Origin of the sequence: Cellvibrio sp. PSBB006, from assembly GCF_002162135.1 — a bacterium.
In the GTDB taxonomy this organism is placed as follows: Bacteria; Pseudomonadota; Gammaproteobacteria; order Pseudomonadales; family Cellvibrionaceae; genus Cellvibrio.
Map to the genome: position 1 here is coordinate 2,050,001 of NZ_CP021382.1, position 23,042 is coordinate 2,073,042.

The 23,042-nt window shown below is 50.4% G+C and carries 16 protein-coding genes (1 of these 16 cut by a window edge); 12 read left to right on the forward strand and 4 right to left on the reverse strand.

Annotated features, from left to right (window positions below):
* Positions 1-1,277: the 3' portion of an OapA family protein gene (locus CBR65_RS08485; RefSeq protein WP_087466457.1), read on the forward strand. The gene continues 196 nt to the left of window position 1, outside the view; only the last 1,277 of its 1,473 coding nucleotides appear in the window; its start codon lies beyond the left edge, outside the window; the stop codon is at positions 1,275-1,277.
* A 6-nt stretch (positions 1,278-1,283) separates the two neighbouring features.
* Complete coding sequence (locus tag CBR65_RS08490; protein ID WP_087466458.1) at positions 1,284-2,399, forward strand: anhydro-N-acetylmuramic acid kinase; 1,116 nt, start codon at positions 1,284-1,286, stop codon at positions 2,397-2,399.
* A gap of 5 nt (positions 2,400-2,404) precedes the next feature.
* Here the strand turns inward: CBR65_RS08490 and erpA are convergent, their stop codons facing one another.
* The 4 genes from erpA to argC form a co-directional block, all read right to left on the reverse strand.
* On the reverse strand, positions 2,405-2,758 hold the full coding sequence (gene erpA / locus CBR65_RS08495; protein ID WP_087466459.1) for an iron-sulfur cluster insertion protein ErpA: 354 nt from the start codon (positions 2,756-2,758) through the stop codon (positions 2,405-2,407).
* A gap of 87 nt (positions 2,759-2,845) precedes the next feature.
* The gene (locus tag CBR65_RS08500; RefSeq protein WP_087466460.1) at positions 2,846-3,280 is read right to left on the reverse strand and encodes a polymer-forming cytoskeletal protein; all 435 of its coding nucleotides are present in this window, start codon (positions 3,278-3,280) and stop codon (positions 2,846-2,848) included.
* Positions 3,281-3,395: 115 nt separating this feature from the next.
* A complete protein-coding gene (locus tag CBR65_RS08505) occupies positions 3,396-4,157 on the reverse strand; it encodes a DUF6776 family protein (protein WP_087466461.1) in 762 nt (253 codons plus the stop codon).
* An 80-nt stretch (positions 4,158-4,237) separates the two neighbouring features.
* Positions 4,238-5,284 (reverse strand): N-acetyl-gamma-glutamyl-phosphate reductase, encoded by a 1,047-nt coding sequence (gene argC, locus CBR65_RS08510; protein WP_087468983.1) that lies wholly within the window; start codon positions 5,282-5,284, stop codon positions 4,238-4,240.
* 162 nt (positions 5,285-5,446) lie between these two features.
* On the opposite strand from argC, the gene CBR65_RS08515 reads away from it, so the two are divergent.
* The 10 genes from CBR65_RS08515 to CBR65_RS08560 all read left to right on the forward strand — a co-directional run bounded on the left by CBR65_RS08515 (position 5,447) and on the right by CBR65_RS08560 (position 23,040).
* Complete coding sequence (locus CBR65_RS08515) at positions 5,447-7,264, forward strand: chloride channel protein (protein ID WP_087466462.1); 1,818 nt, start codon at positions 5,447-5,449, stop codon at positions 7,262-7,264.
* Positions 7,265-7,280: 16 nt separating this feature from the next.
* The gene (locus CBR65_RS08520; RefSeq protein WP_087466463.1) at positions 7,281-7,703 is read left to right on the forward strand and encodes a CopD family protein; all 423 of its coding nucleotides are present in this window, start codon (positions 7,281-7,283) and stop codon (positions 7,701-7,703) included.
* 23 nt (positions 7,704-7,726) lie between these two features.
* Positions 7,727-8,371: a thiamine phosphate synthase gene (gene thiE, locus CBR65_RS08525; protein WP_232461401.1), complete on the forward strand. Its 645-nt coding sequence runs from the start codon at positions 7,727-7,729 to the stop codon at positions 8,369-8,371.
* A 74-nt stretch (positions 8,372-8,445) separates the two neighbouring features.
* Positions 8,446-9,729, forward strand: coding sequence for a glutamate-1-semialdehyde 2,1-aminomutase (gene hemL, locus CBR65_RS08530; protein WP_087466464.1), 1,284 nt, complete (start codon positions 8,446-8,448; stop codon positions 9,727-9,729).
* A 159-nt stretch (positions 9,730-9,888) separates the two neighbouring features.
* A complete protein-coding gene (locus CBR65_RS08535) occupies positions 9,889-11,055 on the forward strand; it encodes a sensor histidine kinase (RefSeq protein WP_087466465.1) in 1,167 nt (388 codons plus the stop codon).
* Positions 11,056-11,063: 8 nt separating this feature from the next.
* Complete coding sequence (locus CBR65_RS08540) at positions 11,064-11,879, forward strand: LytTR family DNA-binding domain-containing protein (RefSeq protein ID WP_087466466.1); 816 nt, start codon at positions 11,064-11,066, stop codon at positions 11,877-11,879.
* Between the two features lie 370 nt (positions 11,880-12,249).
* Positions 12,250-16,554 carry a glycosyl hydrolase gene (locus CBR65_RS08545; RefSeq protein ID WP_087466467.1) on the forward strand — a complete coding sequence of 1,435 codons (4,305 nt, stop codon included), beginning with the start codon at positions 12,250-12,252 and terminating at the stop codon, positions 16,552-16,554.
* A gap of 483 nt (positions 16,555-17,037) precedes the next feature.
* The gene (locus CBR65_RS08550; protein WP_087466468.1) at positions 17,038-18,630 is read left to right on the forward strand and encodes a response regulator; all 1,593 of its coding nucleotides are present in this window, start codon (positions 17,038-17,040) and stop codon (positions 18,628-18,630) included.
* Positions 18,627-22,205 (forward strand): response regulator, encoded by a 3,579-nt coding sequence (locus CBR65_RS08555; RefSeq protein ID WP_087466469.1) that lies wholly within the window; start codon positions 18,627-18,629, stop codon positions 22,203-22,205. The genes CBR65_RS08550 and CBR65_RS08555 overlap by 4 nt, the downstream gene beginning before the upstream one ends.
* Positions 22,192-23,040 (forward strand): protein-glutamate O-methyltransferase CheR, encoded by an 849-nt coding sequence (locus tag CBR65_RS08560; protein ID WP_087466470.1) that lies wholly within the window; start codon positions 22,192-22,194, stop codon positions 23,038-23,040. Before CBR65_RS08555 ends, CBR65_RS08560 begins: the two co-directional genes overlap by 14 nt.
* Positions 23,041-23,042: the final 2 nt, after the last annotated feature.

Genomic DNA, 23,042 nt, shown 5'->3' on the forward strand with positions numbered 1-23,042 from the left:
CACCGAAATTCGTCCGTAATACTCCGTTGAATCAATCCCATTCCGGCTTCACATCCACACTGGGTGTATCCCTGAGACTAAGGGACCTGGTGAACTCAACACTTAATCCAATACCCCTGGTGCTTGCTGCATCTGCTGCAGAAACATCAACGACTAAAGAAGAGCCTGATTGGCAAGAGTTTACTGTTAAGAGCGGCGATAGCCTGTCAATTATTTTCCAGCGTGCAGGGCTGAATGACCGCGATATCTATGAATTGTTTAACCAGAGTGCAGAAGCAAAAGAGCTGCGCCGTATTGTTCCCGGACAAACCATTGCATTCCAATTAAACGACAGTGGGAAGCTGCAACAGCTGCAATACGTAAAAGATAGGCTTAACAGCCTTAACTTTACACGCAGCGATGACGGCTTTATTTCCAAAAAGATCGAAAGACAACCTGACATCCAGATTGCTTTTCGCCAAGCGACCATCAATAGCTCTTTATTTATGGCAGGCAAAGACGCTGGAATGGCCAGCAATTTAATCATGGAACTCGCCAATATCTTTGCCTGGGATATCGATTTTGCTCTGGATATTCATCGCGGCGATCAATTCCGAGTCATGTATGAAGAGCGATATCTCGACGGCAAAAAAATTGGCACCGGTGCAATTCTGGCTGCTGAGTTCACCAACCAGGGCAAAACATTTCAATCCGTTCGCTACACCAATGCAGAGGGTGCATCACACTATTACACTCCCAACGGAGAGAGCATGCGCAAAGAGTTTTTGCGCATGCCCGTCGATTTTGCTCGCATCAGTTCACACTTTAACCTGAATCGCAAACATCCTATCCTGCATACGATACGAGCCCACAAGGGTACAGATTATGCTGCGGCACGGGGCACTCCAATCAAGGCTTCCGGTGATGGCAAGGTGATATTTGCCGGGCGCAAGGGCGGATACGGCAATACCGTCATTTTGCAGCATGGCCAGGCATATCAAACTCTTTATGCGCATATGCACAATTTTGGCAAAGGCGTTAGGGTGGGCACACGGGTTCGCCAGGGGCAAATCATTGGTTATGTAGGCACCACCGGTTTATCTACTGGCCCTCACCTTCATTATGAATTTTATGTAAATGGCGTGGTGCGTAATCCCATGACGGTAGAGCTACCCAAAGCACGCTCCATCGCCTCAGCGGAAAAGGCCAATTTTCTGGCTCAAACTCAGCCTGTGGTCGCCCAACTGGAAGCCTTCAAAGGCTCATCCCGCCTCGCCCTGGCGAGTGACGACGACTAACTCGCCATGCCGGCCGATATTTACCTCGGTTTGATGTCCGGCACCAGCGCGGATGGCATCGATGCAGTTGCCGTAGATTTTTCCAGCCCAAAACCCCGTGTGTTGGGCTCTCACAGCAGAACACTTCCAGCCGAAATCAGAACAACGATACACAAGCTCGCCATGCCCAGTGACAATGAGATAGATCTCCTTGGTCAACTTGACGTGCAAATGGGGGAGCTTTTTGCCGCTACCATTATCGAACTCATCAGAAAAAATGGCTTAAGCATACAGACCATAGCCGCCATTGGTAGTCATGGCCAAACGTTGCGCCACCGCCCGCCAGGTTCGCTAACCCACCCTTTTACGCTACAAATTGGTGATCCCAATATTATTGCCGACCGAACTGGCATAACGACCGTGGCAGATTTCCGCCGGCGCGACATGGCCGCTGGAGGACAAGGTGCACCACTAGTCCCTGCATTTCACAAGGCAGCGTTTCAGTCGGCCGAGGCCAATCGTGTCGTCGTCAACATCGGGGGCATCGCAAATATCACGTGGCTACCAATAGCCAATGAATCTTCGGGATTCGATACCGGCCCCGGAAATGTCCTAATGGACGCGTGGGTATCGCGTCACCTTGGTAAAACCTATGACGAGGCCGGTGTTTGGGCTGCTTCTGGCTCCGCGAACAAAGCGCTTCTGGAAGATCTTCTACAGCATCCCTTCCTCGCTCTACTTCCCCCCAAAAGTACCGGAAGGGAAGATTTCAACCCCACCTGGCTTGATATATGCCTGCAAAAATACAGGGATCTCGCCCCAGAAGATATCCAGGCCACACTGCTGGCTTTTACCGCAAAAACAATCACAGACCAGATTAAAAGGCTGTCCAAGGAAACCAACACAGAAGTGTACCTTTGTGGGGGCGGAGCCTATAACGACACGTTGCGCCAGGCAATTCAAGCGTTGTTACCTGCCTGCCCGGTCACAACAACTGCACAATTGGGTATCGCACCCGAATGGATAGAGGCTACAGCATTTGCTTGGCTAGCCAAACAAACCCTGAATAGGCAGACCGGTAATTTATGTGCAGTCACCGGGGCCAACGCACCGGTGATTCTCGGGGGTGTTTACTACGCGTGATGGCATTAGATAGAAAAGGATGAACCACAACCACAGGTGCTGGATGCATTAGGGTTTTGAATGACGAACTTGGAGCCTTGCAGACCTTCTTCATAATCCACTTTGGCACCGGCGAGATAAGGATAACTCAGCGCATCAACCAGAACTTGTATGCCGTCGTGCTCTACAACAGAGTCATCTTCAGCAACCAGTTCATCAAAGGTAAAACCATACTGAAAACCGGAGCAACCACCACCCGTTACGTAAACACGTAATTTAAGGTCATTGTTGCCCTCTTCCTCAATCAAGCTTTTGACTTTGGCTACCGCGCTATCACTAACCAACACGGCTTGAGGGGTAAAAATTTCAGCGCCAGACATGATAACTCCGATGAACTATTCAGTACCTCCGGGCGGAGGGAAAAATATTATCCCTTTACCCAACTAAAACAGTCAACTATTTACACTTTATTGACCGGATGTCTTGAGAAAATTGGTGGGGGAGTCTGGTGTGGAACTGATGGCACCAGAGCTGGAGGGTTTTGTTGGCGCAGATGTCTCAGCGGTACCGTTAAAGATCAAATTACCGTTAACTTGCGATCCTTTGACCATCTCGATCAACTGATAATGAATTGAACCCTCGACAATTGCTTTAGCCGCCAGCTCAATATGCTTGGAAGAATGGATATCCCCTACAACCTTGCCGTTAATAACAGCGACCGGAGCGCGAATATCGCCTTCAACCAGACCTGATTCCGCAACCACCAGTTTGGCGTCTTTATCGCCTTCAGCGATCACGTTGCCGCAAATTTTGCCTTCAATCTGCAAATCACCGCTGAAATGTAAATCGCCAACGATCTTCGCAGCTCGCGAAATCAGGGTGTGATTATTAGAAAAAGCCATAGTCTTCTTTCCGCCCCACATAACTTGTTTCTCAAGAATAATAAAAAGATTGAAGCGCGTAAGCGTAGCCCATTTGGGATAAAGAATCGCGGAACAGCCAGCAAATATTCGTATCTCAGAGCTCGGAAACCTGCCACTCCAGCTCGTTTTCGACGGTGGCCGGATGCTTTTTGTTCGTAGATTTCACCAAAAGCTGGATCTTTTCCGGCTTGAATCCACCCGGAAGCACCAGGTCACCTTCTATATTCTGGAAATATTTGAAACTGAGCGCAATTTGCTCCGCTGTAAACTGATCGGACAGCTCGTGTAGCGAGATACTACGGGGCTTATCCTCACCCTCTAGCGTCTGCACACCTGACACCTTAATATTCAAATTCCCCTGAAAGGGATCATCCATCGCAGCCAACTTCTGGAGAACCAGTTTGTAGTGGTAAGCACCCGTCTGGTCGGCCTGGGTGACATGAAAGACACCAATACTGATACCTTGAGGGTTCGCGTTACGGCCTGAGGACATCATGCTACGGTAAACCGTTATATCACGCTCTAACGCCGCAATCTGGACAGTTTGTTGCATCAATTGGCGATGAATATCTTTATTCGCTTGCTGGTCAATATCAGCATTCAGCTTCAAGTTGGCAACCTGCTGGCGCAACTCTTCAGCTTCTTTGGTCAGGGTTTGAATCTTTTGCTGCTGTTGATCGCGTGCGCCACCCGGTAACGATAATTGTTGTGCACCGTGATCATAGCCAATCAGGTAGCAGGAAACCGCCACACCCGCGAGAATGAAAAAACCAAGGACATAATTAAATATCAGGCGCATGGGGCGATAGGGCATCACCCGCATGCGATATTGAGCACTACCTTTTACTACCGCCATCGTCTGTTCAGCCTTTTATAGTGAATACGCGTATTAACATGGCTAGCGCACGCACTACCAAAAACGCACTGCGACTTTGATTACGGCAGCAAAGCTACCACATCCAAACCTGCTCTTTCATCGAAGCCAAACATGATGTTCATATTTTGAACCGCTTGACCGGATGCGCCTTTCGTCAGGTTATCAATAACCGACAATACAACCACTGTATCGCGATCCTGTGGTCGGAAAACCGAAATGCGGCACAGATTTGAACCTTTTACCGTTCGGGTTTGCGGCATTTCACCCGCCGGCAAAACATCGACAAAAGGTTCGTTGGCGTAACGCTGCTCGTAGAGAGACTGCAAATCTGGCGTCTGGTTCCCCTTCAGCAGAGTGGCATACAGGGTTGCATGGATGCCACGAATGATGGGCAGCAGATGAGGGACAAACGTTAATTGCGCGGAGGCCACGCCGGCCGGTTGCACATCACGTAAACCTTGTTCAATTTCAGGTAAGTGACGATGCCCGGCCACACCGTAAGCCTTAAAGCTGTCAGTAATCTCCGTCAACAAATTATCGACTTTTGCCTGACGACCGGCACCACTGGCACCGCTCGCAGCGTTGGAAATCAATCTGGTCGGATCAACAAGGTTGTTCTCAATCAGCGGCAAAAAACCCAATTGGGTTGCTGTCGGGTAACAACCGGGACAAGCGATCAGCTTGGCTGAGCGAATAGCCTCACGGTTGGTTTCTGGCAAACCATAAACCGCGTGAGCAACCAGATCCGGACAGCCGTGTTTCTGGTTGTACCAACGCTCCCACAGCGCCGTGTCACGAATCCGAAAATCGGCAGAGAGGTCGATGATACGGGCATTGGTCTTCATCAATGAAGGCATAAGGTTTTGCGCTACACCGTGGGGCGTAGCGAAAAAAACCACATCCAGTTCACCGAGAATATCCACGTCAGGCTCGCTGAAAGCCAGGTCAGTATGACCGCGCAAGCTGGGGTACATATCCGCCACTTTAATGCCGGCTTCGGCGCGGGAGGTGATCACCGTAACTTCTACCTGCGGATGCTTGACCAGCAAACGCAATAATTCAACACCGGTATACCCTGTGCCACCAACGATACCTGCTTTAATCACATGTAACCCCTTCATTTGCTTAACTCTTGTCATCTAGGCTATTGTGCCCGGCATTGATCGAGGGCCTATGATAAAAGCCTTGTCGATAAATCGAAAGTATTGAATGCAAGGGCTTAACATACGCGCAAAACGCTGAACCCTCGCCCCCTGTCGGGAGTCCTCATGGTCCTTTTCACGAAAGCCTCGCAGATCACCCACGCCCGACTCCAGGTGCTGCGTTCCCGCCTATCACTGAAAGCAGAAAACCTGCGTGATCAACTGGCTCATATCGATGCCCTGCCCCAGTTAACCTTGCTGGGCTTAATCACCGGTATCCTTGCGGGTCTGATTATTGTGTTGTTCCGTTGGGTCATCGACATCCCCCTGGGCCTTTCGCTCCCTGATCACGGAGAAAATTTTGAAGCGCTGTCCAGTAGCTCGCGCTTTCTGTTACCGGTGATTGGCGGACTATTGTTAGGCCTGATTCTGCAAAAGGTTAATAAGCTGTATCACCCGGCCGGGATTGGCCATGTGCTTGACCGGATTCAAAACCATCAAGGGCGCATGCCCCTGGGAAATTTCATTAATCAGTTTGGTGGCGGTGCCCTGTGTTTGCTGGCTGGGCAATCGGTCGGCCGTGAAGGCCCGGCAGTGCATCTCGGTGCTGGCTGCGGCAGTTTGTTGGGGCAGTGGCTGCGCTTACCGAACAACAGTCTGCGTCCCTTGGCCGGTTGCGGAGTAGCAGCAGCAATTGCTGCATCCTTTAATACTCCCATGGCCGGCGTGATCTTTGCCATGGAAGTGGTCATGATGGAATACAGCATCGCCGGGTTTATCCCAGTCATCCTGGCCGCAGTTGCCGGCACTACCATCACCCATCTGGTATTCGGGCCCGACATTACCTTTATTACACCGCAAACTGTGATGGGCAATATCTTTGAGTTGCCGTTTATGGCTTTTACTGGCTTGGTTGTCGCGGTATTTGCTGCCGCTTTTATCCGGCTTCAGGCACTGTGCTGCAAGCAATCATTGGAGCGCCCCATCTGGCTGCGTTTTCTATTTGCCGGTGTCATTACCGGTCTGCTGGCACTTTGGTTTCCCCAAATAATGGGGGTAGGTTATGACACTATCTCGGCGTCCATTGCCGGTGACTTGGGACTCGGTTTGTTGATCGCCATCGTCATCGCCAAATTGATTGCTACCGGCGTAAGTCTCGGCGTTGGTATGCCCGGCGGTGTGGTCGGCCCTTGTCTGGTGATGGGAGCCACACTGGGCGGCGCGGTGGGTGTTATCGCGCATATTCTGATGCCCGGCTCCGCCAGTGACGTCGGTTTCTATGTCATCCTCGGCATGGGCGCGATGATGGGTGCGGTATTAAATGCGCCCCTGGCAGCCATGATGGCGATCATGGAGTTGACTTACAATCCACACATCATCTTCCCGAGTATGCTGGTGGTTGTGGCTGCATGCCTCACAACTCGCTGGGTATTTCGTTGCGATGGCTTATTCCAGACACTATTGCGCATTCAGGGTAAATATCGCGAGCCCCTCAACCCCGAATTCGGCATGATTCATCAGATGCTCAGCCGCTCCGGCGTACGCGGTATGATGGATCGGCATTTTGTGCGTTCAGCGCGACAACTGGATCAGCGGCATGCCCAAACATTGCTGCAGCATCATCCGCACTGGATTCTGATAGAGGACGAAATCATACTGCTGCACCCGGCGGACCTGGTTCACTACCTGGAGCAACATCCTTTGGATGAGCATAGCGAAGAATCCAGCCTATTGGATCTACTGGAGCTGCCTGCACGCCGCTTGCAGTTAGCCGCTGTGAGTATCGAGGCCAACCTTTACGAAGCCTTGCAAACCATGAATGCGGCACAGGCGGATGCGATTTATATTACCTCCGCCGATATTCATAGTGACGAGGTTAAAAGAGTCGATAAGATCAAAGGTATCGTCACGCGGGACAAACTGGAAAATTATTATCGAATCTGATGGTGAGATTGCTTTCATGCTCTGGATCAAAGCCTTTCATATTATTTCTGTTATCACCTGGTTTGCGGCACTGTTTTATCTGCCCCGATTATTCGTCTATCACACGATGAGTGAGGACCATGTCAGCCGCGAACGCTTCAAAATAATGGAGCGCAAACTCTATCGTGGCATTGCAACGCCCTCGATGATAGCAACCATTATCTTCGGCGCCTGGTTAAGTCATTTGAACTGGGCTTACTACTCACAGTCCATCTGGTACTGGAGCAAACTGGCGATGGTCATTGTACTCGTGGGTTATCACCATGCTTGCCTGATTTATCTTAAACAATTACGTGACGACCGCTGCCAACGCAGCCATGTCTTTTTTCGTTGGTTTAATGAATTTCCCGTTTTACTGTTGCTTGGCATTGTGATCCTGGTCGTTGTTAAACCGTTTTAAACTCACTGTGAACATCAATCCTTGTGAATCATTTAATAGCTACACCGCTGTATGCGATTACCGATAGCCTGCTGATACCCGGCGAAGCACTTTTTGCCGGGGTAACCGCTGCCCTGGAGGGCGGTTGCCGTTTGATTCAGTACCGCGACAAATCCGGCAATAACGCTCAACGACTCGCCGATGCCGAAAAATTGCTGAACATCTGCCAAGGGTACGATGCGCAGTTGATCATTAACGATGATATGCAATTAGCCAAAGCTGTCGGTGCCCATGGTGTGCATCTCGGACAGGATGACGGCAGCCCGACTACGGCACGCGACTATCTGGGTGCGAATGCCGTCATTGGTGTGACTTGCCACGCGTCACTGCCCCTTGCACAGCGTGCGATAAAACAAGGGGCGAGTTATGTGGCCTTCGGCCGTTTCTTTCCGTCCAATACCAAACCTGACGCACCGCCCGCGCCTCTGTCGCTACTGACAGAGGCTCGTGATCTATGTAAACCGACGCCCATCGTCGCCATCGGTGGAATTACTTTGGAGAATGGTGCGAAGGTATTGGCAGCGGGAGCAAATATTCTGGCGGTCAGCCACAGTTTATTTGCTGCTGCGGATATTAAACGACAAGCACGGGCGTTTATTCAGCTACAGGAAAAAGTGAATCAGAGATGACACATCGGTTGAGATGCTTGCACAAGATAACCGTCAACCTTTTCATAAAATTATTATTGATTTAAGGATTTTCTATGAGCCGCTCAGAAAGTTTATTTTTACAGGCGCAACAACATATTCCCGGCGGCGTAAACTCACCGGTCAGGGCATTCAAAGCGGTGGGCGGGACGCCGATTTTTTTTGAAAAAGCCCTGGGGGCTTATGTCTGGGATGCCGACAACAAACGCTATATTGATTACGTCCAGTCCTGGGGCCCCATGGTGCTTGGTCATGCGCACCCCGATGTCATTAATGCTGTTATTGAAACCGCAAAATTTGGCTTAAGTTTCGGCGCGCCGACAGAACGCGAAACCACGTTGGCCGAAAAATTGTGCCGACTAATGCCCGGCATGGACATGGTGCGTTTCGTCAGCTCCGGCACCGAAGCGACCATGAGTGCCATTCGCCTGGCGCGCGCGTTTACCGAACGCGACAAGATCATTAAATTTGAAGGTTGTTATCACGGCCACTCCGACTCCCTGCTAATCAAAGCGGGCTCTGGTGCGTTGACACTGGGTGTACCCAGTTCACCTGGCGTACCAGCCGTGCTGGCTGATCATACCATCACCCTGGATTACAACGACGCCCAACAAGTGCGCGAATGTTTTGCTTCGCTGGGTGACAAAATCGCTTGTATCATTGTCGAGCCGGTAGTTGGCAACATGAACTGTGTGCCGCCGGTTCCCGGTTTTCTGGAAACCTTGCGCGATGTCTGCGATCAATATGGCAGTCTGTTAATTCTTGATGAAGTGATGACCGGTTTTCGTGTGAGCCACACTGGCGCCCAAGGTCATTACCAGATCAAAGCGGATATCACGACTTTGGGTAAGGTAATCGGCGGCGGTATGCCGGTGGGCGCTTTCGGTGGCCGGCGCGATGTGATGCAGATGATTGCGCCCTCTGGCCCGGTTTATCAGGCGGGCACGCTCTCAGGAAATCCGGTTGCTATGGCCGCCGGCCTGAAGACACTCGAACTCCTGGAGAATCCTGCGATCTATCCGCAACTCAATGCACGAACCGAACAATTGGTGACGGGTTTGCAGCGATTGGCCGATGAAGCGGGTATTCCTTTCACTACCAATCATGTCGGCAGCATGTTTGGTTTTTTCTTCACCGAAGAAAAAAAGGTAACCAATTTCAAGCAGGTTATGGCCTGTAATATCCCGCGCTTCAACCAATTTTTTCACGGCATGTTGAAACGCGGCATTTACCTGGCGCCGGCATCTTACGAAGCCGGTTTTATGTCAGCAGCCCATACGGAAGACGATATTCACACCACCTTGCAAGCGGCTAAAGAAACCTTTGCTGAACTGGTTTAATTGACAAATGCCCAGCCCGAGTTAAATAGAGATATTCGGGCTGGGCAGTAAGGTTTATGTAGCGGGGGAAAATCATACACAAGGAGCTTGGGTAACCTACACTACTGTTAATAACACGATAAAACTAAACGCGATTGCCATCGGCTGAGAATAATAATTATGCAATCACCCAACCTGCTTAGAACAGTTATGCAGGATCACACCGGTCAATACTGGGTGGGTCAGTTTATCTTCTGGTTTGGTCTGTCCGTTGTTCCTTTTCTCGGTATTGTCTTCTGGTATAACACCACCAAACTGGTTTACGTTGAGCATATGTTTTTGCAGGCTGCGTTGGGCCTGTTGCTGTCCTTTCCCCTGGGATGGTTTTATTCCATCATCTGGAAGTTTGGTCCTATCCTGCGTATGTGTCTGGTGTTGTCCATGGCTGGCGCCGTGGCAGCGCTCTGGACGGCCTTGCGCGTGGTGACCTACATCTGGCTGACTGGTGAAGTAAATACCTGGAATGATTTTGGCGGTTGGTATTTCGGTGCGTTTTATATTTTCCTGTGTTGGTCGGCGTTATATCACGGCATGATTTATTATCGTCTGCTGGAAATCGAACACACCGAACGTTTGAAAGAAGTAGCTCATACCAAAGAAGAACAGATCAAACGTTTAAAAGCGGAGTCTATCGCGCGCGAAGCGCAATTAAAGATGTTGCGCTACCAGATCAATCCCCATTTTTTATTTAATACACTCCACGCTATTTATGCACTCATAAAACTGAACGACGACAGCCGGGCTTTGGGAATGATTGCCAAGCTGGGAAAATTCCTACGTTATTCCCTGGAGTACGATCCGCAATTACAGGTCAATCTGGAAGATGAAATCAATACCTTAACGCTCTATTTAAATATCGAGAGGGTTCGCTTTTCGGATCGTCTCAGCGTCGAATTTGATATCAGCGAGCCCGCTAAAACAGCAAAAATTCCCAGTCTTTTATTGCAGCCGCTGATTGAGAACTCAATCAAATATGCTGTCGCTACCAGTGAAGACGGCGGGCAGATTCAGATCAAGGCCGACGTTGAGCGCGACGAACTGCTGCTGGAAGTCATTGATAACGGCCCGGGCCTGGCAGGCGTCAAACCGACACCGGGCCAGACTACCGGCGTCGGTTTGCGCAACACGCGCGAGCGCTTGCAAACCCTGTATGGTGATCAGCATTTATTTCAGGTGGAGGAAGCAAAACCAAGCGGTGTTCATATCAGCATTCGCATTCCCTACGAGAGCGTGGTGTCTGATGTACCGGATAATACCAATAAAAAAACCTACAACTTTACTGGGTAAATTAGGCCATGATGAAACTCAGAACGATTATTGTGGACGATGAGCCACTGGCACTCAGCGTGCTAAAAACCTGCCTGGAAGATTTTCCGGAAATTGAGATCATTGCAGAGTGTCGCAACGGCCGGGAAGCCATCGACAAAACCCTGGAACTCTCCCCGGATTTAATGTTCCTCGATATTCAAATGCCCGGTAAAAACGGTTTTGAAGTAATCAAGGCATTGCAAAATGATGTGATGCCGATGATTGTGTTTATCACCACCTATCAACAATATGCGCTGGATGCATTCGACCTTCATGCGGTGGACTATATTCCCAAGCCGCTGGATGAAGAGCGTCTGGCGCGTGCCGTGCAACGCGCACTGGATCGTTATCAGGGCACCCAGGTCAGCGGACACAACAAACAACCGTTGATCGGTGCGATTGATGCAGTGGTAAAAAAATTATCCGGCGAGGCTGATGCGCATGCCGAATTAACACCACCCACGCTGGATGGTGTTGCACGAAAAATTATTGTGCGCGATGCCGGTTCTGCGGTGGTGATTCCTGAATCGGATATCGACTGGATTGATGCTGCTGGCGATTACATGTGCATTCACGCCAAGGACACGACGCACATCATGCGCAGCACGGTGAAAGAGTTGGTGAATATGCTCGATGGCCAGGTGTTCAAGCGCATCCACCGCTCAACGATTGTGAACATTGATCGCATTCAAACGATTCAATCGCTCAGCAAAGGGGACTATGTGGTGTTATTGACCTGCGGCGAGCGGTTGAAGGTGAGTCGTAACTATAACGAGGCGGTTCGAGCGTTTTTACATAAATGACATCGAGTTAAAGAATTCCTTATTCCTTTTGATACAGATCGCGTCGGATTACGCCTTTGGCTAATCCGACCTACTTCACAATTTCCTGCTTGTCCATCCGGCTTGTCGTGTGCTGAGACCGCCTTGTCTGATGCCGGTTGTCCTCGCTCACCGCGCTTGGGATGCTATAGGCTGCGGTAAACATTCCTTACCCGAGAACAACATAATAAACGGCTTTGCGGGCACGGTTACTCATACTCCGATTCCAACTGCGTCCACACCCCACGGAAGACGATTCCAATAACGATAATCAGAGAGCTGGCAGGTTCCAATTCTTATCCTGACGCTGTATTTCCTATAACGAAAAATTTACCCATGCAGGAAGAAAACCATGAAAATTCCTAATCGGCCTTTCTTACCGACGCTGCTGGCGGGCCTGTGCCTGAGCTGGTCAGCAACCTCCACGGCCCAATCCACCCTGATCTGGTCGGATGAATTCGACGGCGACCGCATCGACCGTTCCACCTGGACCTTCACTACCGGCGGTAGCGGTAACGGCAACGGCGAATTACAGTTTTATACCGCCGCCAGCGAAAACGCTTATCTCGACGATGGCAAGCTGGTAATCGAAGCACGCCGCGAAACGATGGAAGGTAAAGAATTTACCTCCGCCCGTTTGCACACCAATGGGCGTATGGCGTTTAAATACGGCACCATCGAAGCGCGCATTAAATTGCCGCGTCTGGACAACGGCCTGTGGCCAGCATTCTGGATGCTGGGCAACAACTTCGGGATCGATGGCTGGCCCAAGTCCGGGGAGTGGGACATTCTCGAAGCCGGCTACAAATCCGCCATTGATGATGGCACTGTCAATAACGCTGTGTCCGGCGCTATGCACTGGTGGCATGAAACAGGTACCTGGAGCGATTGGTTGCAAGCCGACGCGGCGGCAGATGTCGTATTGCCGTTTAATCTTTACGACGAGTACCACAACTATCGCCTGTCCTGGACGCCCACCGAAGTCACCATGTCGGTCGACGACACGACCTACTTCACCATGGATATTACCGACCCCAACATGTCGGAATTCCGCACTGACCCGGCCCATATTATTTTGAACCTCGCGGTCGGTGGATTTAACTTCGTCGAGATCACTGATCCCGCGCAAATCACCGCGCCCTTCCCCGCGAAGATGATGGTGGAATACGTTCGCCTGTACGAGAACGAATACACCGAGTTGCATCTGGCGGAAGACAACTTGCCCAGCGGCAACTTTGGCGTTTCCACCGAAACCACACCGGTGTTGAGCGAACTTAACTGGGGCGACCGCACCAACCTGTATATCTGGAACAACATGACCACCGTGGCCACTACGCCATCGGAAGGCAGCTCAGCGTTGGCTTACCAGATCCAGCCGGGCGACTGGTGGGGCATGGGCCTGCTGCATCGGGATTACAACATGCGCAACTATGTGCATGGCTATTTGCATCTCGATATCAAAACCGCATCAACCAGCAACTTCAGCATCGGCATGGCCAGCACCTCCGGTGGCGACGCCAGTATTGAATTCGCCGAAGGCGGTGAGCAATACGGTCTGGTACGCGATGGCGAATGGCATCACGTAGCGATTCCGTTGAGCAAATTCGGCGGCGTGGATTTTGAAACGGTGAAAACCTTTTTCAGCATCTCCGGCCCTGCACCGAGTGCGGTGATGGAAATCGCCGTCGACAACATTTATTTGTCTGAAAGTATTGAGTTACCCGCACCGGAATTCGGCAACTTCGGTATCTACACCGAAAACCCGGCGCATCGTGACGCGGGCGATTTCGGTTTCGGCGTAAACGGTGATTTGTTCCTGTGGGACGACACCCTCACGCTGGAACCCGGCAATGTATTGGAAGGCAACGCCTCGTTGAATTTGAAGTCCACCGGTAAGGGCTGGTACGGCATGGGCCTGACCGCGCGCGAAGGCTTTAACCTGACCGCCTTCGATAATCCCGACGGCAAATTGCATTTCTCTTTGAAAACCACTGACCAGGGCGACTTCCAGATCGGAATCAAAAGCGGCAACGTGAATGTGATTGGCCAGAAGTGGATTTATTTTAAAGCCGGTAATGATCCCTACGGTTTTGCGCGCGACGGCCAGTGGCATGAGATTGTGATTCCGGTTACCGAGTTGGCCAAAGACCTTGACCTGTTCGATGTGCGTCAATTACTGCAAGTCCTGGGTACCGGCGAAATTACCAGCATCGCTATCGATGATGTTTACCTCTCCGGCGGTCAGGCGGCCAAAGATCCCGGCCACAATGGCCCGGTGGTTAATCGCGCACCCACTGCAGCCGTAAAACCGTCCGTTATGGGTGGCCCTGCCGGACTCACCGTCGACTTTGATGGCAGTAAATCCAATGACGTGAATGGCGATACCCTGACCTACAGCTGGGACTTTGGTGACGGCACCACCGGTAGCGGCGTCAATGCATCACACACCTATGCGGATGAAGGCACCTACACCGTGACACTGACCGTCAGTGACGGCGAGCTGAGTGCGAGCGCCAAAACATTCATCTTCGTGGATGCCGATTATGGTCAAACCAAAAGTGACAAACGCGGTTTAGGTTATGGTCACCATTCGGTCGAAGATTTTGAGGTGATCTCCAAAGGCATCAGTTGGTGGTACAACTGGAGCCATCGCCCGGATGTGATGATTGAAGATGTACTCGATAACTACGGCGTGGAGTTTGCGCCCATGGCGTGGAACGGTGCGTTCAATGATCAGGCCATGCGCGATTACATTGCCAGCAACCCGAACGTGAAATATATCCTCGCGTTCAACGAGCCAAACTTTATCGATCAAGCCAATATGACGCCCTCGCAAGCCGCCGCTGAGTGGTATCGCCTGGAAGCCATTGCCGATGAATTTGATTTGAAGATTGTCAGCGTGGCGATGAATTTCTGCGGCAATTGCGTTACTGAAAACGGCACCACCTATTACGATCCGATTGATTACTTCGACGATTTCTTTGCGGTGTGTCCGGACTGCCGCGTGGATGCGATTTCGATTCACGCTTACATGGAAGATGTCGGCGGTGTGGAGTGGTACGTGAATTTGTTCAAGAAATACAACCGCCCCATCTGGATGACGGAATTCTCAGCTTGGAATGACACCACCACGCTGGAAGATCAAAAGCGCTTCCTGATTCAGACGGTGGATTACTTCGAAAACGATGACGACGTTGAGCGCTACGCCTGGTTTACCGGTCGCCGTAACGGCCACCCTTACAACGGCTTGTTCGACTATCGCCAGTCCGGTGTTCTCAATGAGTTGGGTAGTATTTATGTGAACATGCCGGTCCACGGTGACGAGAGTGTGCATAACTTGCCGTCCCGCGTTGAAGCAGAAAACTATGCAACCATGAGCGGTATTCGCCTGGAGCAAACCACCGATGCCAATGGTTTCCTGAGTGTCACCGAGGTCGAAGCGGGCGATTGGATTGAGTACAACATTGTCAGCAGCGCCAGCGCTTATGAAGTGGCCGCGCGCGTAACCAGTGACGTGGGCGGCACGATTGATGTGCTCGTCGATGGCCAGCAGGTTGCCACTATCGATGTGGCAGCTACCGCTGATCTGCAAACCTGGGAGACCGTCAATGCAACGCTGAACCTAGCTGCCGGCTCACACAAACTGCGCCTGGTATTTAATAGCGCAATTCAGTTGAACTGGATGGATTTCGCCACCGGCAACGATGACGACGATGATGAAGAGAGAACACCCACCGGTAACCTCGCCCTGGACCGTCCGGTGTTTACCTCATCCAGCGAAGACGGTGCCATGTCCGGTGCGCAAGCGGTGGATGGCAATACCAACACCCGTTGGGCAAGTGGCTGGAGTGACGCCGAGTGGGTCTATGTCGACCTGGGTGCGAGCTACAACCTGACGCGTGTGGTACTGAATTGGGAAGCGGCTTACGGTCGTGATTATCAATTGCAGGTGTCTGATGATGCGTCGCAGTGGACCACGGTGAAAACCGTCACCGGCGGCACCGGCGGTATGGATTCCCAGGATATTGCCGGCTCCGGTCGTTACCTGCGCATGCTCGGTAATGTGCGCGGCACGGGTTACGGGTATTCCTTGTGGGAGCTGGAGGTTTACGGCACGACCGGTACGAGCGGTTCAAGTTCTTCCGTCGCGTCGAGTGTAGCGAGCAGTTCTTCCAGCAGCTCCAGTGTGGTGAGTTCAGCCAGTTCCTCGGTAGCGTCAAGCATTTCGAGCAGTGTGGCCTCCAGCTCCAGCAGCCAGTCCAGCTCGGTAGTGAGCGGCGGCAATCTGGCGTTGAGCAAGCCGGTTGTGGCGTCTTCGACGGAGGGTGGCGTTTGGGCGGCGAGTTATGTTGTGGATGGCAACGCGGGTACGCGCTGGTCGAGTGAGTTTAGCGATAACCAGTGGATTTATGTGGACCTGGGTTCAAGCCGGTCGATCATGGGTGTTGTGCTGAATTGGGAAGGCGCGTTTGGTCGAGGTTATGAGATTCAGGTGTCTGATGATGCAAGTCAGTGGACGACGGTGCATACCGAAGTAAATGGCGATGGCGGGATTGATGATATTCCGGTGTCGGCGAGTGGTCGGTATGTGCGGATGCTGGGGACACAACGGGGGACCGGTTATGGTTATTCGTTGTGGGAGTTTGAGGTCTATTAATTCATGGCTTGGCCTCGTCGATGGTTCGGTTAGCTTTGTGTGATCCGGCCCGACGATTTTTTCTTCGACAGAGCTTTTTCGACAGGCTCGGTGATGTTTACGGAGTTTGTCGAGGAAGACTGTCGGAGATTTTTTTCAGTGTGTCACCTTAAAACCCCGTAGGTCGGATTGGGCGCGTACGCGCCGTAATCCGACAGCGATGTCCGGAGAATACGTCGGATTACGCCGTTGGCTAATCCGACCTACTGTTTCCTCCAGGTTATGTGGCCAAGCGTACATAGCCAACGAAAAGCGTCTGCTAAAATTTTCCCGCTTAATTCTCCCCTCCAAGCGCTGCTCAAAAACCAGCCTGTTCATTATTATTTTCCCATCTGATTTAGCCCATTTTTTTGGGAACCAAGTGGATTCTCATGCTACTATCGCGCGACTTACGTCACTCGAATACTCTATCTATCGTTAAAACTGAATGCCTACATTATTCTTATGATTCTGATTGTAGATGATAACCAGGAAAACGTTTTTTCCTTACAGGCACTGCTTGAGTTAAATAACTTTCGCGTGCACTCGGCCTCGTCCGGCGAAGAGGCGCTGAAACTCATACTTAAAAATAACACCAGTTACGCACTGATTATTCTCGACGTGCAAATGCCCGAGATGGATGGGTTTGAAGTCGCTGAAACCATATTGAGCTACAGCAAGACCAAAGATATTCCCATCATCTTTCTGTCGGCCGTGAATACCCATAAAAAATATATTGCGAAAGGCTACGCATCCGGCGGAGTGGATTACATCACCAAACCGGTTGATGCGGATATCCTGCTATTAAAGATCAAAACCTTTTACAAGTTATCGGAGCAGAAACGGCAGCTGATCGAAAAGGATAATTTCTTACGCGAAGAGATTGAGTTTCGTCGTCAGGCAGAAAATGCGCTTGAACAGAAAGTGGAAGAGCTCAAGTCCACGCTGGAGTCGCTGCCACATATGGCATTTACCACCTGCCAGGACGGCAGGATTGAATTCGTCAACCACCTTTGGTTTAACTACAGCCAGCAGGCCGACCAGTTTCCCGAGGCAGATAACTTTGCCATTGCAGCTCACATCAAAACCACGATTGCCTCAGGCAAACAAAGCGTGCAGGAAATTCGCCTGAAGATACCTGTGGATATGGATTACCGGTTTCACGTTCTGTACTTCACGCCCGTAATCAAAGACGAAAAGATCGTGCGTTGGGTCGGTATCTTCACCGACATTCATGAACAGAAGCTCATGTCACAGACACTTGAGAAAAAAGTCGATGAGCGTACCCACGAGCTAATTGAAATCAATAAAAAACTCGAAGCCAGCAATACCGAACTGCAAAAATTTGCCTTCATCGCTTCTCACGATTTGCAGGAGCCGTTGCGCAAGATCCAGATCTTCAGCGATATGATTGTCAAGCGTTACATAAACGACTCCTTCAACAGCACCAAACTCTTGCAGAAGATTACCGAATCCGCCGCCAAGATGAGCACCCTGATCAGAAATGTTCTGGAATACTCTCGCCTGCCCGATAAGAATTTTTATGAAACCGTTGACCTTAACCTGGTGGTTAATGAGTTGTTGCAGGATTTTGAGTGGGAGATTAAGTCGCGTAATGCCAGGATTCACATAGACCGATTTCCGGAGATGGAAGCCATTCCCGGCCAGATACGCCAAGTCTTCCAGAACCTGCTCACCAACTCCCTGAAATTCTCCCAGGACACACAGCACCCGGAAATTTCCATCAAGGTGGAAACAGTGGAAGCAAAGTCCTTTACCGCTTCACAGAGTGACAGCGGGCAATTCTGCCGCATCTGTTTCCAGGATAACGGTATCGGTTTTGACCAGAAATTTTCCGATAAGATATTTGAAATATTTCAGCGCCTGAACCAGCGTGAGGGCACCCAGGGCACCGGTATCGGCTTAGCCATTGTCAAAAAAGTCATCGATACCCATAACGGTATCATTACCGTAGAAAGTAACGAAAACCAGGGCGCCAGATTTATTATGGTCATCCCCGTCAAACAATCCGCCACGCGTGCCGAAGAAAAACTATGAAAAAATACACCAGCAATCTGCTTATTGGTTTTGGCATATCACTGTTAGTGTTGTTTATCAGCTCTACCGCATCATTTATCAGCATCAACAACCTGCTGACCAGTGTGCATTGGGTTAATCATTCCAATGAAATCATCATCGACGCAGAAGAAATACTGGCAGCCTTGCGCGAGGCTGAAGCGGGGCAACGAGGCTACCTGATGACGGGTGACCCGGAGTATCTCGAATTTTTTAATTATTCCCAAAGCAGCGCGCGCGAAGCACTGGACCTAATTGATGCCTTGACGATTGATAACCCGGTACAACAGGAATCTGCCCAGGAGTTACGGGCACATATAGAAAACCGCCTGGTATTGCTTAATCAATTGATTACCCACAAAGACACCACCGGCATTATCGATACCGAGGGGCTAAACAAAGGTAAAGAGTTGATGGACAAGGTTGAACAAACCCTGTCTGTTATTAAGCAGCGCGAGACAGAGCTATTGGCCAACCGCGTTACCACCATGAATAACTCAGCCCGCTATACCACAGCGTTGATTGTCATTGCCGCATTGATTGCTTTGCTTATCACTACGTTATTTTATGTTCGCATCAAGAATGATTTTGCCCAGCGCGCGTTGCTGCAAAAGGAACTGGAGCGAAAAGACCGGGATATCAGCGAGCGCATTGACATCATCAAAAGTGTTGCTGATCGTATTGCCTTGGGCAACTACACCATTCGTATCGATCATCAACAGTCCGATTCACTTGGCAATGTCGCCGTTTCGCTGAACAAAATGGCTGCCTCACTGGAGCAATCATTTCAGATACTATCCGACAAGGAATGGGCACAAAGCGGTATGGCTTCATTAAACGATGTGATGATCGGCGAACATAACGTGGAAAAGCTCTGCGACGGTATTATTGAGTTTATTGCCAGCTTTATCGGTGCGCACGCCGGTGCGGTTTATATTCTCGATCATGAGGAGCTGCGTTTCTTTGCCGGTTTTGCATACGCGGCAGATCCGGCCAGAGCCAGTTTTAAACTGGGCGAAGGTGTTATCGGCCAGGCTGTAGCGACCAATCGCCTGATGGAATTGAAGGATATCCCGCCGGAAAGTATCTATATCAAGTTTACCCTGGGTGAGGCCACACCCAACCATCTCCTTGCTATACCCATTATGGATGGTCACACCATCAAAGGCGCGATTGAATTGGCCTCGCTGGGCAACTTTAGTGAACGCGAGATAGATTTTCTGAAAAATGCTGTCCATAACATCGGCATCGCCATCTCCGCCGCACAAAATCGCCGCCGCTTGCAAGAATTGCTGGACGAAACCCAATCGCAAGCTGAAGAGCTTCAGGCACAACATACCGAACTGGAAAACATCAACAGCGAACTAGAGGTTCAGGCGGAAAAACTGCAAGCCTCAGAAGAAGAGTTGCGCGCACAGCAGGACGAACTCCATTTCGCCAATCAGGCACTTGAGGAACGCAGCCTGTTACTCGAAGAAAGAAATCAGGTTATCTCCGCCAGAAATATTGAGATTCAGGAAAAAGCTGATGCGCTGGCGCAAAGCATGCGTTACAAATCTGAATTCCTGGCCAATATGTCCCACGAGCTGCGCACACCGCTGAACTCAATTCTGCTGCTGTCGCGCTTGATGTCGGAAAATAACAATCACAACCTCACCAACGACCAGATTGAATACGCCCGCGTTATTGAAACCTCCGGGCAGGGTTTGCTGACGCTGATTGATGAAATCCTCGACCTGTCGAAGATTGAATCGGGCAAGATGGAGCTGGAATATCAATTAGTACCCATCGCTGAAATTGCCGATGATATTAAATCCCTGTTCAAGCCGGTGGCGCTCGCTAAAAACCTGGAATTCAAGGTACAGATATCACCGGACCTGCCGGAATCTATCGAAACGGACAAGCTGCGGCTGGAACAAATTCTTCGCAATCTGGTGTCCAATGCACTCAAATTTACCGCCAAGGGTTATGTCAGCCTGACAGCGGTGCCCGTGGCTCAGGATAACCGACTGATAGACATCGTCGTAAAAGATACCGGCATCGGTATTCCCACGGACAAACAGGAATTGGTATTTGAAGCCTTTCAGCAAGCCGATGGTTCGACCCAACGTAAATATGGCGGAACCGGTTTGGGGCTCTCCATCAGCCGGGAGTTGGTCAAGTTATTAGGTGGTGAAATTCGCCTGACCAGTGAGGTCAATGCGGGCAGCGAATTTACCGTGCGTGTACCGCTGCGTAAACATAATATTCCGGCCCCCCAACCAGCACCGGTTGCAACACCCGAGATCAACCCCATCGAAGAATCCCGCAAGAAATTTATCAGTACCGATGTGCCTCGCAGCATTCCGGATGATCGGGAACATGTCGGTCGCACTGATAAAGTCATCCTGATTGTTGAGGACGACGTTAACTTCGCCAAAGCGCTGTTGGAATATACGCGCGAAAAAGGCTACAAAGGAATCGTTGCCGTGCGCGGCGACGAAGGCCTGGAACTCGCCAAAGAGTTCCTGCCCCTGGGTATCCTGTTGGATATTCAGTTACCAGTGAAGGATGGCTGGGAAGTGATGGAAGAACTCAAGGCGAACCCCAGCACTCGCCATATTCCCGTGCATATTATGTCGGTACACCAATTTAAAAATGAGAGCCTGTTAAAAGGTGCCGTCGACTTCATTGATAAACCGATTGCCTTTGAAAAAATGCACAGCGTCTTTCAAAAGATTGAATATGTCCTGACGCATCACCCGAAAAAAGTCCTGATTGTTGAAGAGAATACCAAGCACGCCAATGCCCTCGCCTACTTCTTGCAGAAATTTGACGTGCGCCTTGAAGTCAAAAGTGGTGTTGATGATGCCGTCACGTCACTCAGGCAGCAGGATGTAGATTGCGTCGTGCTAGACATGTGTGTTCCCCATGAACGCTCCTATGAAACACTGGAGGAAGTAAAAAGGACGCCGGGCCTGGAAAATTTACCGATCATTGTCTTTACCGGCAAAAGCCTGTCTTCAACTGAAGAGGTCAAGCTCAAACGTTACGCTGATTCTATTGTGGTCAAAACCGCGCATTCGTTTCGACGTATCCTCGATGAAGTATCACTCTTCCTGCACCTCATGGAGAAGAAGGAATCCGACAACAGCCCCCGGAAATCCAAACAACACACTCTGACATTGGATGACATTCTGGAAAATAAAACCGTACTCCTGGTTGACGACGATGTACGCAATATTTTCTCACTGACCAAAGTGATGGAAAGCATCAAGATGAATGTGGTCACCGCCATTGATGGCAAGGATGCATTAAAGCAGCTGACAGAAAATCCGCAGGTGGATATTGTCTTGATGGATATGATGATGCCGGAAATGGATGGCTATGAGACCACCAAAGCCATTCGCACAAATCCCGCGTACAGTGAATTGCCGATTATCGCTGTAACAGCCAAGGCAATGGTTGGTGATCGGGATAAATGTATCCAGGCCGGGGCATCGGACTACATCACCAAGCCCGTCGATATTGACCAATTGTTGTCATTGCTGCGCGTTTGGCTTTATGAAAAAAATTGAAGGCTTTGATAATCCCCCGGTCGTTCTGGATGATGAGCATATCACTATCATCCTCAACGACCTCATTGAACATCACGGCTACGATTTCAGGGGCTACTCCCGTTCATCACTCACCCGCCGGATCTACCGGCTGATGTCGCTGGACAAGTACGCCAGCTTTTCCGAGTTTCGGTTTCGCTTGAAATATGACGCCGGCTTTCTGAATCGCTTTGTGGAAGAAATCACCGTAAACGTCACCGAGATGTTTCGTGACCCGACGTTTTACCAAACACTGCGCCGGGATATTTTACCTTTGCTTGCAACCAAGCCACTCATCCGAATATGGCACGCAGGCTGCTCAACCGGCGAAGAAGTTTATTCCATGGCGATCCTGTTGCAGGAAGCAAATCTTTTACATAAATCATTGCTTTATGCCACCGATCTCAATCCCGCTGTGCTCAACACCACCCGCGAAGGTATTTACCCCTTGACGCAGATGAAAGGCTGGTCAGAAAACTATATTCTCGCGGGGGGTGTGCGGGATTTTTCCAGTTATTACACGGCAAATTATGACCGAGCCAAACTTGACAGTGCGCTGGCGGAACGCTTTGTACTGTCCACCCACAATCTGGTATCGGATCGTTCCTTTAACGAATTCCAGTTGATTCTGTGTCGGAATGTGCTGATTTATTTTGACAAGCCGTTGCAGGAAAAGGTATTGCAGTTGTTTGATGACAGCCTGGAAAGCCTTGGCTTTTTGGCTCTGGGTACCAAGGAGACGTTAAAATTTTCCGCTGTGGCCCATAAATTCCAACAGGTGGAACGCGACCAGAAAATCTGGCGAAAAGTTGCTTAAGC

Bases quoted from the DNA above. Each gene is read 5' to 3' on its own strand.
- CBR65_RS08490 (WP_087466458.1), top strand. From the start codon at position 1,284: ATGCCGGCCGATATTTACCTCGGTTTGATGTCCGGCACCAGCGCGGAT.
- erpA (WP_087466459.1), bottom strand. From the start codon at position 2,758: ATGTCTGGCGCTGAAATTTTTACCCCTCAAGCCGTGTTGGTTAGTGAT.
- CBR65_RS08500 (WP_087466460.1), bottom strand. From the start codon at position 3,280: ATGGCTTTTTCTAATAATCACACCCTGATTTCGCGAGCTGCGAAGATC.
- CBR65_RS08505 (WP_087466461.1), bottom strand. From the start codon at position 4,157: ATGGCGGTAGTAAAAGGTAGTGCTCAATATCGCATGCGGGTGATGCCC.
- CBR65_RS08515 (WP_087466462.1), top strand. From the start codon at position 5,447: ATGGTCCTTTTCACGAAAGCCTCGCAGATCACCCACGCCCGACTCCAG.
- CBR65_RS08520 (WP_087466463.1), top strand. From the start codon at position 7,281: ATGCTCTGGATCAAAGCCTTTCATATTATTTCTGTTATCACCTGGTTT.
- hemL (WP_087466464.1), top strand. From the start codon at position 8,446: ATGAGCCGCTCAGAAAGTTTATTTTTACAGGCGCAACAACATATTCCC.
- CBR65_RS08535 (WP_087466465.1), top strand. From the start codon at position 9,889: ATGCAATCACCCAACCTGCTTAGAACAGTTATGCAGGATCACACCGGT.
- CBR65_RS08540 (WP_087466466.1), top strand. From the start codon at position 11,064: ATGATGAAACTCAGAACGATTATTGTGGACGATGAGCCACTGGCACTC.
- CBR65_RS08545 (WP_087466467.1), top strand. From the start codon at position 12,250: ATGAAAATTCCTAATCGGCCTTTCTTACCGACGCTGCTGGCGGGCCTG.
- CBR65_RS08550 (WP_087466468.1), top strand. From the start codon at position 17,038: ATGATTCTGATTGTAGATGATAACCAGGAAAACGTTTTTTCCTTACAG.
- CBR65_RS08555 (WP_087466469.1), top strand. From the start codon at position 18,627: ATGAAAAAATACACCAGCAATCTGCTTATTGGTTTTGGCATATCACTG.
- CBR65_RS08560 (WP_087466470.1), top strand. From the start codon at position 22,192: ATGAAAAAAATTGAAGGCTTTGATAATCCCCCGGTCGTTCTGGATGAT.